The organism is Mixta intestinalis (assembly GCF_009914055.1).
Classification (GTDB): Bacteria; Pseudomonadota; Gammaproteobacteria; order Enterobacterales; family Enterobacteriaceae; genus Mixta; species Mixta intestinalis.
In genome coordinates, this window is record NZ_CP028271.1 from 1,892,049 (window position 1) to 1,910,152 (window position 18,104).

Annotated in this window: 14 protein-coding genes, 1 tRNA gene and 1 pseudogene; 6 read left to right on the top strand and 10 right to left on the bottom strand. The window is 52.7% G+C overall.

Features of this window, described 5'->3' with window-relative positions:
* Nucleotides 1–2 precede the first annotated feature (2 nt).
* Nucleotides 3–1,460, bottom strand: coding sequence for an EmmdR/YeeO family multidrug/toxin efflux MATE transporter (locus C7M51_RS09015; RefSeq protein WP_160621485.1), 1,458 nt, complete (start codon nt 1,458–1,460; stop codon nt 3–5).
* 327 nt (nt 1,461–1,787) lie between these two features.
* Here C7M51_RS09015 and C7M51_RS09020 point away from each other — a divergent pair.
* A tRNA-Asn gene (locus C7M51_RS09020) sits at nt 1,788–1,863 on the top strand.
* A 160-nt stretch (nt 1,864–2,023) separates the two neighbouring features.
* A pseudogene (locus C7M51_RS09025) lies at nt 2,024–2,224 on the top strand (Arm DNA-binding domain-containing protein); the annotation flags it as partial.
* A gap of 258 nt (nt 2,225–2,482) precedes the next feature.
* On the opposite strand, the gene C7M51_RS09030 reads toward C7M51_RS09025, so the two are convergent.
* From C7M51_RS09030 to C7M51_RS09050, 5 genes are all read right to left on the bottom strand, one after another.
* Entirely contained in the window at nt 2,483–3,178 is a 696-nt protein-coding gene (locus C7M51_RS09030; RefSeq protein ID WP_160621486.1) for a LutC/YkgG family protein, read from the bottom strand.
* Nucleotides 3,171–4,598 (bottom strand): LutB/LldF family L-lactate oxidation iron-sulfur protein, encoded by a 1,428-nt coding sequence (locus C7M51_RS09035; RefSeq protein ID WP_160621487.1) that lies wholly within the window; start codon nt 4,596–4,598, stop codon nt 3,171–3,173. Before C7M51_RS09035 ends, C7M51_RS09030 begins: the two co-directional genes overlap by 8 nt.
* Before the next feature lie 10 nt (nt 4,599–4,608).
* Nucleotides 4,609–5,328: a (Fe-S)-binding protein gene (locus C7M51_RS09040; protein ID WP_160621488.1), complete on the bottom strand. Its 720-nt coding sequence runs from the start codon at nt 5,326–5,328 to the stop codon at nt 4,609–4,611.
* Nucleotides 5,329–5,383: 55 nt separating this feature from the next.
* A complete protein-coding gene (locus tag C7M51_RS09045) occupies nt 5,384–6,937 on the bottom strand; it encodes an L-lactate permease (protein ID WP_160621489.1) in 1,554 nt (517 codons plus the stop codon).
* Between the two features lie 573 nt (nt 6,938–7,510).
* Nucleotides 7,511–7,804 (bottom strand): putative quinol monooxygenase, encoded by a 294-nt coding sequence (locus C7M51_RS09050; RefSeq protein ID WP_160621490.1) that lies wholly within the window; start codon nt 7,802–7,804, stop codon nt 7,511–7,513.
* Nucleotides 7,805–8,063: 259 nt separating this feature from the next.
* Here C7M51_RS09050 and C7M51_RS09055 point away from each other — a divergent pair, with 259 nt between their 5' ends.
* Together C7M51_RS09055 and C7M51_RS09060 are read left to right on the top strand one after the other, a co-directional pair.
* Nucleotides 8,064–8,324 carry a hypothetical protein gene (locus tag C7M51_RS09055; RefSeq protein WP_160621491.1) on the top strand — a complete coding sequence of 87 codons (261 nt, stop codon included), beginning with the start codon at nt 8,064–8,066 and terminating at the stop codon, nt 8,322–8,324.
* A gap of 146 nt (nt 8,325–8,470) precedes the next feature.
* Complete coding sequence (locus C7M51_RS09060; RefSeq protein WP_160621492.1) at nt 8,471–9,928, top strand: AMP nucleosidase; 1,458 nt, start codon at nt 8,471–8,473, stop codon at nt 9,926–9,928.
* Between the two features lie 116 nt (nt 9,929–10,044).
* Here C7M51_RS09060 and mdtI read toward each other — a convergent pair whose 3' ends face one another.
* Both mdtI and mdtJ read right to left on the bottom strand, forming a co-directional pair.
* Nucleotides 10,045–10,374 carry a multidrug/spermidine efflux SMR transporter subunit MdtI gene (mdtI, locus tag C7M51_RS09065; protein WP_160621493.1) on the bottom strand — a complete coding sequence of 110 codons (330 nt, stop codon included), beginning with the start codon at nt 10,372–10,374 and terminating at the stop codon, nt 10,045–10,047.
* Complete coding sequence (gene mdtJ, locus C7M51_RS09070) at nt 10,361–10,729, bottom strand: multidrug/spermidine efflux SMR transporter subunit MdtJ (RefSeq protein ID WP_160621494.1); 369 nt, start codon at nt 10,727–10,729, stop codon at nt 10,361–10,363. The genes mdtI and mdtJ overlap by 14 nt, the downstream gene beginning before the upstream one ends.
* Before the next feature lie 896 nt (nt 10,730–11,625).
* Here mdtJ and C7M51_RS09075 point away from each other — a divergent pair.
* On the top strand, nt 11,626–14,256 hold the full coding sequence (locus C7M51_RS09075; RefSeq protein ID WP_160621495.1) for an autotransporter outer membrane beta-barrel domain-containing protein: 2,631 nt from the start codon (nt 11,626–11,628) through the stop codon (nt 14,254–14,256).
* Between the two features lie 157 nt (nt 14,257–14,413).
* Here the strand turns inward: C7M51_RS09075 and phnH are convergent, their stop codons facing one another.
* Together phnH and C7M51_RS09085 are read right to left on the bottom strand one after the other, a co-directional pair.
* The gene (phnH, locus tag C7M51_RS09080; protein ID WP_160621496.1) at nt 14,414–14,965 is read right to left on the bottom strand and encodes a phosphonate C-P lyase system protein PhnH; all 552 of its coding nucleotides are present in this window, start codon (nt 14,963–14,965) and stop codon (nt 14,414–14,416) included.
* Nucleotides 14,962–15,480 (bottom strand): UTRA domain-containing protein, encoded by a 519-nt coding sequence (locus tag C7M51_RS09085; RefSeq protein WP_160621497.1) that lies wholly within the window; start codon nt 15,478–15,480, stop codon nt 14,962–14,964. The genes phnH and C7M51_RS09085 overlap by 4 nt, the downstream gene beginning before the upstream one ends.
* Nucleotides 15,481–15,738: 258 nt before the next feature.
* Here C7M51_RS09085 and C7M51_RS09090 point away from each other — a divergent pair, with 258 nt between their 5' ends.
* Nucleotides 15,739–17,925, top strand: coding sequence for a putative bifunctional diguanylate cyclase/phosphodiesterase (locus C7M51_RS09090; RefSeq protein WP_160621498.1), 2,187 nt, complete (start codon nt 15,739–15,741; stop codon nt 17,923–17,925).
* The last annotated feature ends 179 nt before the right edge of the window (nt 17,926–18,104 follow it).

Below are 18,104 nucleotides of genomic sequence, written 5' to 3' on the forward strand. Positions count from 1 at the left end.
ATTTATGACGATGTACCCTGCTCTGCTTCGACACTTTTCCCGGCAGACTTCCAGTATTTTTTTAGCCACTTGCCGCTGGCCAAACGTTGCCAGAAGCAGACGCCGCGCACCATCCAGTCGAGGAACATGCCTAACCAGACGCCGACCACGCCCATCCCCAGCATGATGCCTAACACGTAACCTGCCACTACGCGCGCTCCCCACATACTCAGCATCGATACATACATGGTATAACGGGCATCGCGTGCGCCCTTCAGTCCGGCGGGCAGCACCCATGAAGCAGCCCAGATCGGCATGCAGGCGGCATTCAGCCAGACCAGTTTTTTCACCACTTCTATAACGTCTGCCTCATGGGTATAAAAACGCGCCAGCAGCCCGGCAAAGGGCACCGAAAGGAAAGCCAGCACGCAGAGCCCCAAAGTGGACAACCAGAAGATGTGTTTCAACTGAAGTGTCGCCTGCGATACCTGATTTTTACCGAGGCGCGTCCCGACGATAATCGTTGAAGCCGATCCCAGAGCGTTGCCCGGCAGGTTAATCAACGAGGCGATTGAAAAAGCAATAAAGTTACCGGCGATTTCACTGGTGCCCATCCCGGCGACAAATACCTGCGTCAGCAGTTTACCCCCGTTAAACAGCACGGACTCGATGCTGGCCGGAACGCCGATGCCCAGCACTTCCATCAATATTTTACTGTTCCAGCGGCTAAAGTAGCTGCGCAGCGGAATACGCAGCGCCGGATTAAATCCCACCATTAACACAATAATGACACTAATCGCGCCGATATAACGCGTTATCGTCAGCCCCAGCCCGGCACCGATAAAACCCAGCCCTTCCCAGGAGAAACAGCCGTAAATCAACACGCCGCTGATAATGATATTCAGGATGTTCATACCGCCGTTAATCAGCATCGGGATTTTGGTGTTCCCCGCGCCACGCAGCGCGCCGCTGCCGATCAGCGCAATAGCCGCCGCCGGATAGCTCCAGGCCGATGTTTGCAGGTAGCTGAGCGCCAGCTCTTTTACCTCCGGGCTGGCGCTGCCGGCGATAACATCAATGATGACATGGCCATAGAATTCAATCACCCCCACCAGCAGCAACGAAAGCACGGTCATTAGCCCCAGCGACTGACGCGCGGCGGCACGCGCGCGCTCGCCGTCACGCTTACCGAGGCTGAAGGCAACCACCACCGTAGTACCGAGATCGACCGCGGCGAAAAAGGAGATTACAACCATATTGAAGCTGTCGGCCAGACCGACGCCCGCCATCGCCTCTTTGCCCAGCCAGCTGACCAGAAAAGTACTGAGCACGCCCATCAACAGCACGCAAAGGTTTTCGATAAAGATTGGCACCGCCAGCGGTGTGATTTCACGCCAGAACAGCACCTTGTAGGAACGCCGTTTCGGATACCACGCCGTGCCTTCGATGGCGTGCCGGAGTTTGACGAGTAAAGTTTGCAAAATCGACTCGATGACAATAATGAAGGTGAGAATAATGATGATGGGCAATGGTCAGCGATTATGCAAAATCTTTCCGATACGGTTTAACGCTTTATTACAACTTCGTTTTTTCACCGTCGTCACGCTCAATCATCCTTGCCGCAAGCATATAATACGCCAATTATTGTCGCAGGCCACCACAACAATACCTTAAGAAAGCCACGTTTTCGGGCTGCTTCTGCTGATTAATCCGGCGAACTGCTTACGCTTTCTCCAGTTGATACGGCACGCTGCAAAAGGGTTTTGACATGGCGGCAGAAATCCGTAATATTCGCGCCATCAACCGATTCCTCTGTAGTTCAGTCGGTAGAACGGCGGACTGTTAATCCGTATGTCACTGGTTCGAGTCCAGTCAGAGGAGCCAAATTCCCGTTTTCAGGCGTGCTTATAAGTCCTTATTCAGTTAGGTTTCAATAAGTTAGCGTGAAAATCTTTTCTGATACGTATCTGTTTTTCCCTACGCATCCGGCGAAATTAATGGTCTGATTTGGGGTCATTTCAGTTCGATAATGGAATGACTCCATATATCCCTGTCCGACGCGAAAATCCGTAGTATCAAGCCTTCTGATAATCCTTTTAAACTGACCGATTTTCATGATCTGTATCTGCTCGTCAATCCGGGCGGTTCACGCCTCTGGTATCTCAAATATCGCTTCAGTCGAAAAGAATCCCGCATCGCGTTAGGCGCGTATCCGCAGGTTTCGCTATTCGACACCCGTCATGAAGGGACTGACGCTCCGGTTCAGGTTCGACCTTTTCAAAGGTATTGTCGGTAACGGGACGCCCAGCCTGAAATCAGGGTCCTGGCGAAGTTTTCTCAGTGCTCGGTCAATACGGCGAATTCCGTGGCGGCGCTGAAGGGAACGGAAAGTAACTCTCCGGGTGACTTAATGAAGGTTGGAGTGAAATATGACAACAGAAACGCCAGCTTAAGCGCTGGCGTTTCATCTTTATCTTACGTGAAAAAGCACGAGGTTTACCCGTCAGCAATCCTCAATAATCAGGTAGGCGGCGTTTACCGGGCCGTGAACGCCAACAACCTTAATAAGCTCGATATCTGCCGTGGAGCTGGGGCCGCCGATGATATTCACGCAGGATGGCATACGCTCGCCCTGCTCTGCTTTCTGATGAAGTATCGTCGCCAGCTGTGCTACGCGCGGTAAGATCGTGCTTTTACGCAGAACGAAAACCGAGGTTTCAGGCAGCAGGCTAACGGAACGCCCGCGCTCCGGCGCAGAAAACAGCACCACGCCGCCGGATTCCGTCAGGCCATATTCCGCGTATACCACACCGACTTTGGCCTGCTCCGCCAGCCTGATATTCTGCTCACCCTGCGCCGGGTTCCAGATCACCGCTTCACAGGCTTCCTGCAGGCGAGCCGTAATGCCAAGTTCGGCTAAGCGCGCATCCCCGCTGACCACCACCGGCTGATGACCATACTTGTCACACAGACGCAGTGCCGCTTCCGGGGCATCCTGTTCACTGGTCAGCTCGCAATACGCCATCATTACCGAAGAAGCGAATTCAATAAACGCATCACAGCGCTGCTGCTGGCTAAGCTCGGTCAGCCGCGTCTGAGCGAAGTTATTAAGCGGCTCAGGACGTGCATCAGGAACAGTACGCAGCTCGCGGCCCAGCGCCCCGGCAATCGTTGTTAAAAAATCAGTACGGTTATCCATTCTTTTTCCCCTGCGCCTGATGTTTTTTGAACCAGCTACGGAAGCTTTCACCATCCGCTTCAGGCAAATCTCGCGCCTCGCGCCAGTCACGGATCGCGCCGACGTTCAGCGGTGCCTTGCCGCCTTTGATAAACCAGCTGGCCGCATGGGCACCGGCAATCATCCCCACCTTCCACATCTTCGGATGGCTGTTGGCCCAGGCAAACATCTTAATCGCCCGCTGTTCCGCTTTCGGCGTAATGCCCGCCTCCGCCATCACCCGGCGGTGACGCAGAATCAGTTTAGAAAGCGGAATCTGTACCGGACATACGCTGTCACAGGCGGTACAGAGCGAGCAGGCATAAGGCAGATCTTTAAAGTCTTCATAACCGCCAAGCAGCGGCGAGATAACGGCACCGATAGGGCCGGGATAGATAGAACCGTAACCGTGACCGCCAATATGGCGATAGGCCGGACAGGTATTCATACAGGCGCCACAGCGGATGCAGCGCAGCACGTCACGAAACTCCGAGCCGAGCACGGCAGAACGCCCGTTATCGACAATGACCAGGTGGAACTCTTCCGGACCGTCAACGTTATCCGCTTCACGCGGCCCGGTCAGCCAGGTATTGTAGCCGGTGAGACGAGCACCAACCGCGCTGCGCGCCAGCATGGTGATCAGCACGTCCACTTCTTCAAAGGTTGGCGCAATACGCTCCATCCCCATCACCGCAATATGCGTTTTAGGCAGCGTGGTGCACATGCGGGCGTTACCTTCGTTGGTAACCAGACATACCGATCCGGTTTCCGCGACGGCGAAGTTACAGCCGGTAACGCCAACTTCAGCGTTGAGAAAGTCCTGACGGATTTTTTCACGGATAAACAGCGTCATAGCTTCCGGCGTTTCTGGCCCGTCATAGCCCAACTGCTCATTCAGCACACGACGAATCTGGTGGCGATCTTTATGGATCGCAGGCACCACGACGTGTGAAGGCGGATCCTGGTCCAGCTGGAGAATATATTCTCCCAGATCGGTTTCTATCACCTGGATACCGGCATCCTGTAGCACATGGTTCATACCGATCTCTTCGGTCACCATCGACTTGGACTTCACCACTTTTTTAGCGTTTTTTGCCTGTGCCACCTGCAGGATATAGCGCGTGGCATCCTCTTTGGTTTTGGCAAAATAGACGTGTCCGCCATTGGCAGTCACTTTTTCTGACAGCTGCCAGAGATAAGCGTCCAGATTACTCAGCACATGCTCGCGGATCTGCATGGCGCGCTCGCGCCACTGTTCCCAGTTGCCAAGCTCATCCACCATTTTTTGACGGTTAGCGCCGATGCGCTCCTGCGCGTTCGCCACCGCTTTACGCATGATCGGGTCGTCAATCTGTTGGCGAATGCGTATTTTAAAATCTTCATCACTGGTTTTTAAATACATGACATTCTCCTTAGCGGCTCATCAGGACTTCGGCAATATGCATCACTTTCACCGGATGGCCTTCGCGCTGCAGGCGTCCGCCAATATTCAACAGACAGCTGACATCGGCACCAATCAGATAGTCAGGCTGCGCCTCCATCAAATGGCTGCTTTTTTCCTTAACGATCTCACCGGAGATTTCCGCCATTTTCACTGAGAAGGTGCCGCCAAAACCACAGCAGGTCTCCTGCCCTTTGAATGGCATCAGCTCCAGCCCTTCAACGTGACTCAGTAGGGCCAGCGGCTCTTCCCGCACGCCCATTTTACGAAACAGGCTACAGGAGGGATGATAAACCGCCTTGCCCGGCAGACGAGCGCCAACGTCAACGATACCGAGCGTATTGACAAGAAACGAGGTGAGATCCTGAATTCGCGCCGCAACTTTTTCTGCACGGCGTGCCCATTCGGGTTCATCCGTCAGGTAGCTGGGATACGTTTTAATGGCGTAAGTACAGGAAGCCGCTGGCGAAACGATAGGATCGTTATTCTCCTCCAGCGCAGCGATAAGGTTCTTCATGCCCGGTATGGCTTCTTTGATATAACCGCTGTTAATCGCGGGCTGACCGCAACACCCCTGTTTCTCAGGAAAATTTACCTGGCAACCCAGTTGCTCCAGCAGCAATACCGTGTCACGGGCCACGCGCGATTTCAGCGCGTCACCGATACAGGTAACAAAAAAATTAACGTTCACGATAAGAACTCCATTGCTTCATTTGTTATTTATTTCGCTCCACGTCGCAGAGCTATCACGCCATGAACCAGTAATAAAACAGGCCAATTTCCAGCCCAAGAATAATGATGTAGGCGGCACAATACTTCATGGTACCCGCCATGATAGTGCTGCCTTGCCCTTCCATACGCGCTGCGGAAACGGCGATAGCAATACTCTGTGGAGAAATCATTTTCCCACCTGTCGCCCCGGATGTATTGGCGGCAGCCAGCCAGTTTGGATCGATGTGCAGTTTTTCTGCCGCCATCGTTTGCAGCTTCCCGAACAGCACGTTGGAGTTGGTGTCACTACCGGTGACAAAAGTACCTAATGCCCCGATAATCGGAGAAATAAACACGTAGGCCCCGCCCGTCAGGTTAACCAGCGTCTGCGCCAGCGTGGAAATAAGCCCGCTGACATCCATCACCGTCGCTAACGCCACCACCGCCATAATGGCGATAATCGAGTTTTTAAGCTGTAGCAGGGTATTCACGAACACGCGCAGCATGCCACCCGCCGAAGCGCCCTGAATAAAGCCACCGATAACAGACGCCAGAATAATCAGCACGCCGGGCGTTGCTAACCACTCAATTCTGAGTGCCAACGTAGTGCCGTTCGCCAGGTTGAAGTGCAGTACGGAAGCGATCTGTGAAACGGCACTCTTAACGCCCGGAAACAGCGGCGAGCAGAGCAGTACGAAGAGAAAAATAAAGATATAGATAGAGCAGGTTTTAAGCAGTACGCCTGCGGAACGCGGCGTAGTTTCATTTTTTTGTACCGTATCAATACGCCAGGCCGGATCGGTTTTCCCGTTACGGGCACGGCCCGCCAGCGCGACGGCGATCAGGCTGACCAGGCTACCGGCAAAGGCAGGCAGTTCAGCACCCAGGTAGATAGCGACAAAATATTGCGGGATCAACGAGGCCACGCCGCACAGCAGTGTGATACCAAACACACCGCGTATCGCTTTCAGGCCACCGCCGATAATGCAAACGATCACAAACGGCAGCAGGATATTAAACAGCGCCAGTTGCAGAATAACGGTACCGCCCAGCGTATGCACCGGCAGGTTCACCAGCTCAGCCAGAATGGATACCGGGATACCAACTGCGCCAAAGGCAGTCGGTACGGTATTGGCTACCAGCGAGGCGATAGCGGCCTTCATCGGGTTAAAGCCGAGCGCAATAAGGATACCGATAGGAATGGCTACCGCAGTACCGTAACCCGCCGCCGCTTCCAGAAATCCCCCAAAACACCAGGAAATAAGCAGTACCTGAATACGTTTATCATCGCTGATACTGGCCAGCACCTCGCGCAGAATATCCATCGCACGGGTAGCCTGCATCAGGTTGTAGCTGAAAATCGCGCCCAGAATGACGATGACGATAGGCCACAGCCCTTTAAGGGCACCGTAGGCGATAGCGGAGTTCAGGGTAGTTACTGGCGTATGCCAGAAAAAGAAGGTCAGCCCGTAAGTCAGGGCGAGCGTGATCAAAACAGAATAATGAATGGCCAGTTTAACTTTCAGAATTAAAAAGACCATGAGTAAGAGCGGCACGACTCCCAGCGTAAATAATAAGTATTCGTGCATTGGTTCTCCCTGATTTAATAGTCCAATCCAATTAGGCGAATAAACAGGGCGCTTTTATATCTTCTGTGGAGGCATAAAGCGAATAGCTGGATCGCTTCAGTTGAATATTGGATAAAAAAAAGCAGCAAAAGATAAAGATATGCTCTCGGATTGTTATTTTTATTTTAAAAAAACTACCACCATTACAGGCCGTTACGGGAAAATAAGTGGTATATTACTGTATTATTCGGTATAGCTTGCTTATTGATGAGGCGGTTAAGTCAACACCTCCCGCATCATTCATAATGAGGTGAATGATAATAAGATAGCTATAAATAGCTGAATAGTTCCTGAAGATGACAATTCCCAACGGCGGAGCATTTAATAGACCTGCCGTTGTTAATTTTCAACACAATTTATTTACTTTAATAAAACATTCGCCCTGAAATAATACATCAGTATTTCTTCCGACAGTCATACTCCTGCCCGTAATAGAGCGAATGAAAATATTTTATCCTGCTGGTGGCTGCTGAAGATTGCTGACAGGCTCCATTAAACAGGCTGTCGGCAGAGTACCCAACAGCCTGCGCCAAATTAACCCGCCAGGACTTTCAGCTTAGTCACCTGTAGTTCGGCTCGATCTTTAATTTCTTCTACCAGACGCAGAAATGCCGGTGCTTCACTGTGCTGTTGCAGCTGCGCTTCTGAACCCCAGCGTTCTACCATGACAAACTGGCCCGGCTTATCGAGATCTTTATGCAGCGTGTACTGCTCACAGCCCGGCTCACCATGTACATCACGTACGGCATTACGCAGCGCCTGCTCGACGGTATCGGCTTCACCTGATTTCGCAATAATGGTGGCCACAATGGTAATCGCTTCGCTCATCCTGGTTCTCCTTAAGCTTTGTTACGGTTGCAGCATTTGCGCCACAACGCAATAAATAACAATAGGCTAAAAACGCCCGCTGCGGGTAGCCGCAACGTGCGCCATAAAAATAACCACAGGCGCTGGGCAGGCGAGGATGCCGGGCTGCGAGGTATCACACAATTTGATAAATTCCCGATTTTCCACTCTTGAAAAATGGGGTAGCGCCAATATATAGCGCTCAGGTATATCAGGAATTTGTCTGTCAGGAGCGCCGCGTATGAAACCATGCGATGAAACTTCACCCTCACAACCGCAACCGTTAGTCGCCACCGCCAGCCAGGATACCGTTCAGGAACTGCTGGAGCTGTTACAACAGCAAAATATGCCGCCGGAAACCGCGCTGGCCAGTCTGGCGGTCGCAATGTCGCAGCTGATGTCCACCACCGGCTGTCACCAGTTTGTTCTTAGCAGCCCGCTCTCTCAGCTGGTGGTGCTGTTACAAACCGGCGCACCTGCGCATAGCCATATGATTCACTAGCGCCGCGCCGATCCTGTGCGGCAGCCTGAGCCTGCCGCTTACCTCTCCGCTTACGTTCAGACACAACTTTGCCCGCCTGAGCCGTCCTGACGCGTTGATTCTGCGCTATATTCCAGCCAAAGCCGATAATTTCAGGAGAGGGGATAATGAACAACCAACCCGTTGAAGGATTGAATACCGCCCAGGCGCTGGAGCAGCTGGACGCGCTTTACTATCAGGCGGTTAACGCACTGCGCGATGCGATTAAAGCTTTTATTGAGCAGGGAGAGTTGCCCGATGCGCAGGCGCGTGCAGACGGCCTGTTTGTCTATCCTGAACTGCGCATCAGCTGGGATGGCACCTCACCGCAGAAAAACCGTAGCCGCGCGTGGGGGCGTTTCAGCCATGCCGGAAGCTTCGCCACTACGATTACGCGACCGGAGCTGCTGCGCCACTACCTGCGCGAGCAGCTGGCGGTTATTGAGCGCGACTACGATGTGATTATTACGGTTGGTCCGTCACGTCAGGAAATCCCCTTCCCCTACGTCATTGATGGTTCCGATCTGGAACTGGATCGCACCATGAGCAGTGCGCTGGCGAAGCATTTCCCGACTACCGATCTGGCGAATATCGGTGATGAAACAGCAGACGGTATTTTTAATACCACCAGCATTTTTCCATTGAGCCACTTTGACGCGCTGCGCACCGATTTTTCGCTGGCACGCCTGCGGCACTATACCGGCACACCGCCGGAGCATTTTCAGCCGTTTATCCTGTTCACTAACTATACGCGCTATGTTGATGAGTTTGTGCGCTGGGCCTGTGAGCAGATTGCCGATGAGAACAGCCCTTATACCGCTCTCTCCTGCGCCGGTGGCGTGCTGATTACCAAAGACACGGAGAATGCCGAAGCCGCCCTTTCCGATCTGGCGTGGAAAAAGCACCAGATGCCTGCCTGGCATCTCATCTCTCCTAACCAACGTGGCATCACGCTGGTGAATATCGGTGTCGGACCATCTAATGCGAAAACCATTTGCGATCATCTGGCAGTACTGCGCCCCCATGCCTGGCTGATGATTGGCCACTGCGGCGGCCTGCGTGAAAGCCAGCAGATCGGCGACTATGTGCTGGCGCATGCCTATCTGCGCGACGATCATGTGCTGGATGCGGTATTGCCGCCCGATATCCCGATTCCAAGCATCGCTGAAGTACAGCGGGCGCTGTATGACGCCACCAGAGAAATTAGCGGCATGCCGGGCGAGGAGGTCAAAATGCGGCTGCGTACCGGTACGGTAGTGACCACCGACGACCGCAACTGGGAGCTACGCTACTCTGCTTCGGCACTGCGGTTTAACCTCAGCCGTGCGGTAGCGGTAGATATGGAAAGCGCCACCATCGCCGCTCAGGGCTACCGCTTTCGCGTGCCCTACGGCACTATGCTTTGCGTCTCCGACAAACCGTTGCATGGCGAAATTAAGCTACCGGGCCAGGCAAATCGCTTTTACGAAGGTGCGATTTCTGAACACCTGCAAATCGGTATTCGGGCGGTAGAGCTGTTGCGCGCCGAAGGCGATAAACTGCACTCGCGGAAATTACGTACCTTTAACGAGCCACCGTTTCGCTAATCCAGTAAATAAGGCACCCGCAGGTGCCTTTTTGCTGTTGCTATCAAGCGGCGATGGGAACGTCGCCGTGCTTTCCCCATACTGGCGGCCCCATCACACCGGCTCAAACGGTAATATCAGGCCAGCTTAATCATAACCATCCCGATCAGCAGCAACGTCAATCCTGCCCAGCCGCGCGGGCGCAGACGTTGTCCAAACAGCGCCCACCCAGCTCCCAGCGTGGCGATCACTCCAAAGCCGCCCCACAGCGCATAGGCTACCGCCAGATCGATACCTTTTACCGCCTGCCCCAGCGCGCTGAACGCCCCCATGACCAACAGCAGCGACAGCACTCCCGGCAGCTTTTTACGAAAGCCATCGGAATATTTCAGGAAAATATTAGCGGCTATCTCCAGCACTACCGCCAGAATTAAAAATGCGATATGCCATATATTAAGCGGTTGCATGCTGGCCTCCTTTTTTTACTGCTTTACGGCTGACTTTTTCGGTGCCGCCGTTGAGCAGCACGATGCCAGCAATCAGCACCAGCAGACCGCCCGCCTTCATCAGCGGCAGCGGCTCAGCGAACAACATTACGCTAAACAACGTAATCAGCAGTACGCCGACGCCTTCCCACAGCGCATAGGCCACGCCGAGCGCGATACGTTTTACCGCCAGCGACAACGCAATATAGGAAAGCGTAACCATTAAATACATAACCAGATGGCCCAGCTGCCCGCCGTTCATGCTGGCATACTTCATCGACAGCGTACCCGTTACTTCCGCAATAATGGAAAACAGTAAAAATAACCAATATTTCATCTTTATTCCCTCAAGACGTCATAATTACAAACAATAGCCTGCCATATGCTGTTTTATCGGGATTCAGCATGGTGGAAAGCAGAAAAATGAAAATGACAATGTCAGCCTGTTCTGAGGCGCGGTATGCAACAGGAATGTTGTGGCGAAAACGGGCACACAGCGGCTAACGAAAGCTAAAAGAAGCTACAGCTCGCTGCACCAGTGAGTTTCGTAGATAGCGATCGGTGCAACCAGAACGATACCGGGGAAGTAGGGAGAAAATGGCTTACTATCTGTCAGCATAATTTTTCACTGTGTCAGTAAAAAAATGACCTGTCTGAGTGCCTCGTTAAATGGAAAAATAGCGTTATATGGGACAAATATAGCACGAAAAGGTTATTTAAGGGAAACTCTCTGCCGGGATTATTGAATTTTCTGATTTAAGTCAATTTACTAGCTGCGCTGACACCTTCTGGTAGCGGATTTACCTGGGGATACCAATGGTGTCCAAACGTGCACCTCAGGCCTGCCACCGTGAGATTTCTTCGAGCGATTTTTAACCGACACTCAGTGCTTATCATGAATTTATTTAATCTCTGGTCATTATTAAAAGTTTATCCTATCGAAGCGATTAATTAATTTTTAAATTTTAATCAAAAGTTATTAAATTATTGATACTCAATTAATTATTGATTGAATTATGTGATTTAAGTCAACAAATTATTCTTAAAGATCGATTGCAACGATCGATAAGTAAATACCAATAGACCATAACAATATGTTTTCACATTTTCATTACAATTCTGCTTTTGACTAAAAGTTAATTTCCGGTTATTTTTTCTGAGTTATTTACTATCAATAAATAACTTATTGACCAAATAAACAGGAAGTTAATTATAAAAAGGGATTGTTTGATTATGATGACCACGCCCATTGCGTTCAGACTTAACTCGTTAGCCAGGATCACCGCGTTAGCCTTAGGTACCGCCTTTTTTATTCCTCAGACAGCCTTATCAATCACTATAGTTCAAGTTGATGAGCTTAATTACGATTTATCCAGCCCGGATTTAAGCAACTGGAAGGATATCGTTAGCCTCGAAGAAGTGGAAAATGTTAGCCCCCCTTCACTAACCAATAAGGATTACAATGTAACGCTGGTTGATAATATTAGTAACTTGAGCGTTGCGGTTAACAGCAATACCGTCAGACTTAACTCAGAAAATACGCTAACCATTAACGATAATGGTAAAGCGCTCAACGCGCCTGCCGCCCTGGCCGTTACCCGCTGGGATGCGCCCGGGACGCTGGAGATTTTAAACGACCTGACCATTATTAACTCGCGCAAGAATCCCGACCGCAACAACAGCGGCATCGCTATTTTTGACTATAACAATCTGACGTTAAATGGACGACTGACGTTACACAACACTTTTGAAAGCAGCGGCATCAGCAACCAGTATGGTTTTATGGCGGCGAAAAAAGATATTACTATTCAGCGCCATGTTACGTCGGGCGTTGCTGGCACAACGAGCTTTTCGGGTATTGATAACCAGAGTAAATCTAACGGAGGCGGAGGTAATATTGATATTGCCGGGGCGCTAAATATTAGCTCATCGCTGGCGGCGGATATGGATAATGCTCACGTTGATAACTTTATTGGTATTAGTAATAAAGGCGGAATAATTAAAATCCATGGAAACTATACTGTTTCGAGCACCAATCAGCGCGGCAATGATAATTATTGCGGCCTGTACAATACAGGAACAATAGAACTGGCGGGTATGCGCTCTGCCGCCTCGTACGGGAGAAGCAGTAACGATACCAGGGACTCTGTTTACCATATCTATAACACCGGTAAGGTAAATATCAATGGCGAGGTGGTGCTGGAAAACAACAACCAGGCTGCCGGTAACGGCGTTGACAACTTTAACCGCGTCTATGCCATTTATTCCAGCGGTGAAACGACAATTAACGCATCCAGCCTGGCAATCACGGGCAAAATGGTTGCCGATGGCGGCACAATAAATATCGCCAACGATCCGGCATATAGCGCATCCCTGACCGGCATTACCGATACGCTGAACGGCGGCGTGATAAATCTGCACTTATCCGGCGCGACCAGCAGGTGGAATATGAGCGGCGACAGTCATATCAGCAACCTTAGTCTGAACGGCGCGACCCTCTCTTTCGACGATCGGCAGCAGCGTTTTCAGACGCTAACGGTTGACGGGAACTATCGCGGCGATGATGCACTGATCGTGATGAATACCCGGCTGGGCGACGACAGCTCGCCTACGGATAAGCTGCTGATTAAAGGCGATGCCGCCGGTAAAACCTATGTCCGCATCAATAACGCTAACGGCACCGGGGCGCTGACGCAAAACGGCATTGAGCTGATCCGCGTCGAAGGGGCCTCCTCCGCCGAATTTAAACAGCAGGGGCGCGTAACCGCCGGGCTGTATGAATACTTTTTACGCCCGAAGGAAAATAGCTGGTATTTAACCAGCCAGTATCAGCCTCTCTCCCCGGAAACACCGCCAGTTTCGAACGTAACACCCGTTGCTCCGGACGTAACGCCGCAGCCAACGCCAACGCCAACGCCAACGCCAACGCCAACGAGGGTATATCATCCTGAGAGCGGCAGCTATATTGCCAACCGGGCGGCGATGAACAGCATGTTTTCGTTACGCTATGCTGACCGCGCCGCTCAACAGAAGCGCATCGATCCAGCTACGGGCAAGCACAGCTATTCGGCGCTGTGGCTGCGCCAGATCAGAAGCCACAGCAAAGGACAGGACGACAGCGGGCAGCTCTCCACGCGCGGCACTACCTATACGGCCCAGCTTGGCAGCGATCTGCTGTCCCTGTACGGCGCAAACCAGCATGCGCTGACACTTGGCACTTTCGTCAGCTATGGCAACCATAAAAATAGCACCCGCTCAACGCTGAGCGGCTACGGCGCCCGCGGGCAAATTAACGGCTACAGCCTCGGTCTGTATGCCAGCTGGGCAAGCGATGCGGATGCACCAGGCGGGGCGTATGTTGATACGTGGCTACAGCACGGCTGGTTTACTGACTCGGTAAAAGGCGACGATTTAGACAATGAAAAATATAAGGCTAAAGGCTTTCTCGCCTCGGTAGAAGGCGGTTATCACTTTAGCGCCGGGGCAGTAACGCTGACACCTAACGCCCAGCTTATCTATCAGGGCTTCCACGCCAACGCCTTTACCAATGCTCAAGGGACCGTTATCCAGCAGCAGGGAAACACCATCCTGACCTCGCATCTGGGTGCACGCCTCGCCGTTACCGGTCAGTATTTATCGCCCTATGTACAGGCCAGCTGGATCCATAATACGGAAAATTTTGCCGTGCAGATGGACGGCGGCAAAAACTGGTTGCAGGGAGGAAGAGACCTGGCGGAAATGAAGGTGGGCGGCGAAATCCGGCTGAGTCGGAAATTTGTCGGCGGACTGGATATCGCCCGTACCCTCGGTACGCACAGCTACAGGCAGACCTCCGGTATGTTTAATCTCAACTATCTGTTTTAGCGCCTGCGGCAAAAGCCCGGTTGGTCCTCTGTAGCAGGGCCAACCTTTTCTTTTCTGTCTCCCCTTTTCTTGCCTGAACGCAAGCTGACGTCAATCCAGCCTGACAGCGTGATTACTCTGCTCAGCGTCAGTACGACACCGGCAAACCCTGCGGCAGTCAGCACACCTCAATCTGAGCGGTACGCGGCAGCACCATCAGCATTTCACCACAGGTAAGCATCAGATTAATGCCCTGCCCGTCCATCGGCCATTCACGCAAAAATGCGAGCGTTTGCGGCGGCAGCTGCGGCGCAATAGCACGACGCTCCTGAATACCAGGACCACGCAGGCGCAAAGTCAGGCCGCCATTCAGCGCGGGCACCTCCAGGATCACCGTCGCGCCGGGCGCGCAAATAGTTGCCAGGCTGGGATCGCTGTCGCTGTGCAGCAGCGCCAGCGCAGCGGGCAGTTTATCAGTCAGCGGTGCGGCGTGGGCCTGCAACAGGCAGGCACGCAGCGCAGGCGTATTCAGTTTCTCATCCAGCCACAGCGGTGCTTCCGCTTCGTTCAGGGTAGAGAGCAGTGCGGTAGCCGCAGGTGACAACCCTTCCCATGCTTCATCACAGGGCAGCATCACCGCTACGCCTGGCTCATTCATCGCTTTTAAAATTCGACGCAGTACAGGCTGCGTCTCCACTACGGGGCGGTTAAGGCTCGCCAGTAAACTCATTGTTCTTCTCCATTATTCTTCGCTTGATGCTCAAGCATTAATTCTGTCATGTCGCCGCGCGTCAGGCTGACGGTATATTCGCCCAGCTGCCCGTCTGCGGTTCGACTTAGCGTACGGATACAGAGCAGCGATGCCTGAAGCGGCACAACCAATAGCTGACACGCTTTCGCCTGTGCGCGGCGCATACTGATGCGGATTTGCGCCAGGCTAAGCGGCTGTTGGCGCTGTTGTAAAAAATCGTGCAGCGATCCACTGCGATAGTGCTGAAGCTGTGACCACCAGGCAAGCTGTGGCAGAAAATGATGGGTTATGCAGACCGGAACATCTTCTCGCCAACGCAGCGTGCGCAGATGGATGACCTGTTCGCCTTCCCGGCAGGCCAGTGCGGCAGCCACTTCCTGGCTGGCCGGACGTAGCACCGCCAGCAGACGTTCACAGGCGGTATCGCTACCCTGCTCCAGTAAATTTTGGCTAAAGCAGGTTGAGGTATATTCAGAATAGCTGACAGAATTCATTTGTACCAGTAATCCCGTACAGGAACCGCGCTGACAGTCACTTTACCGTCACAGAATGACAATGCGGTGACGCGCTAATGGCAGCCGGATGAAAACCTAAGCAACGCGGCAGAAAAATCAGAAAAACTCATCAATCGGGACGCCAGCTGCATTTTTACTCTTTGTCCCCCTGGTTGCCGCCACGCCTGTATCTGTGGGGCGCAAATTATTTTTTATCTGTCACAATTAGGGCATCAGGATCGGAAAGCGGGTGGATGAATGTTCAATAAAGATCAACTTCCGGAGAGTTTCCGCCGCGAATTTATTCGGGAAGTTTTCTTTCCCTTAGCGCTGGTGCTGACGATTATCTGGTGTACCGCCAGCTTCAGCGTTTTTTGGGCCGCGAAACACAGTAATCACGAGGCGGTGATTCAGCAGGAAAACATCATCAAAACCGCATTTGCGCAAAGCATGACAGAGCATCAGCGCCAGCTACACAGCCTGACTAACTGGCCACCTTTCAGCCAGCTTTTACAGCAGCCGCAGCTCGATATGCGCTGGCTGGATGAAAACGTAGGCCGCTGGCTGTATCAGATGTTCGGTCATCAGGATATTTTTATCCTCAACCCACAGGATGAGGTGCTGATTGGCTGGCAGAACGGCCAGCGCATCGATAACCGCCGCTGGCGATCGTTTGAAGATGCGATTGCGCCCTGGCTGCTGCGTCAGCCGCAGCCGCACGGCAGTGGCATAATAGAGGATAATGTCGATTTTGCCCGTATCGATCGCCGCGCTGCGCTAATGGCGATCGGCGCCATCGGCAGCGAGGATGCGCAAAGCGGCTATCGTCTCATCAGTATCAAATATCTTGACGATGGCTTTCTGAATGCGCTGGCACAGCGCAGCCTGATTAATCACCTGCACTATATTGGCGAAAAAACCGCGCCGCCCGGACAGGCACGCTTTCAGCTGATGTCACGTCCTGGCGTGTCAGCGGGCTACTTTGCCTGGCTTCCTGAACGTCCCGGCCTCCAGATGCTTAAACTGCTAATTCCGCTGATGGCGGCGGTACTCTTAGTCACTACGCTGGTCTGTGCAGGCATGGTGCTGCGCCTCTGGCGGCTACGGCTACGACTGGCACAGTCAATGCTGCGGCTGGGAGCCAGCGAAGCGCAGGCACAGCATCTGGCCTTTCACGATGTACTGACCGGCCTCGCCAACCGTGCGTTAATTGATGAACGTCTGACCCAGGCGCTGGCGCGCGCAACGCGCAGTCACAGTCAGACGGCGCTGCTGCTGCTCGATCTCGATCGTTTTAAGAATATCAATGATACCTATGGTCACCATGCCGGTGACGATTTGATTATCGAAGTGGCGCATCGCCTCTCTGCACTGTTGCGCGAATCCGATACCGTAGGCCGGATTGGCGGCGATGAGTTCGTTATTGTGATAGAAGAGGTTCAGCAGCTGGAAATTGTAGACACGCTTTGTCAGCAGATTATTACCACGCTGAGCCTGCCCTACACGCTGCTTGGTAGCGAAGCCTGGGTTGGTGTCAGCATCGGCGCAGCGCTGGCCCCGCAGGATGGAACCGAGCGTCAGGAGCTGATGCGCAAAGCGGATATAGCGCTGTATGAGGCAAAAAATGACGGGCGCGGTCAGTATCGCCTCTTTGCCCGCGCAATGGACGAATCGGTGCAGACGCGACAGCAGATTGCCGCCGATCTGCGCAGCGCGCTGCAACAGCATCAGGGGCTGGAGGTATGGTATCAGCCGTTGATGGATATCTCCGGCAATCAGATAGTGGGCTTTGAAGCGCTTTTACGCTGGCATCATACCCAGCGCGGCGCGATTCCGCCTTCTGAATTTATCCCCATTGCTGAAGAAACCGGACTGATTTTACAGATCGGGGAATGGGTACTGCGCGAAGCGTGTCACGTTTCGCTACGCTGGCCGACGCTAACCATTGCGGTGAACGTTTCACCTTTACAGTTTCGCGCTGCCGGATTTGTTCAGCGTTTTCAGGATATTGTTCAGTCGGAAGGTGCTAATCCACGCAATATTGAGCTGGAAATTACCGAAGGCGTGCTGATAGAAGATGAGCGTGAAGCGCGTACTATCATTATTGCCCTGCGTGAAGCGGGATTCCGTATTGCGCTGGATGATTTCGGTACCGGTTACTCCAGCCTGAACTATCTGAGCCACTTTCCGGTGGATAAGATTAAAATAGATCGTTCCTTTACCCAATCGCTGGGCGTTGCGGAAAACTCGGCGGCCATTATTGAGTCGGTGGTACGCCTGGGCCATGCAATGGGCCTGACGGTAACAGCCGAGGGTGTGGAAACCAACGGGCAGATGACGGCGTTAAAAGAGGCTGGCTGCAATCAGCTACAGGGTTATCTGTTCAGCCAGGCGGTGCCGCCGGATAAAATTGCGCGAATGCTGGATAAAAGGCTGGCTGGATAACCGTTCCCCGCCTCAACGCTTCATATATTATCATCCTGTCGAATAGCTTAACTGCCCGCTCCGGGCAGCTATCGCTGTTAACGCCTATCCCTGCGATTTCACCACTACTTTCCTTATTTCGCCGTTTATCACAAGCACCGGTTATGATATAGCTACCGGATACAGAACTATCAGCCGAA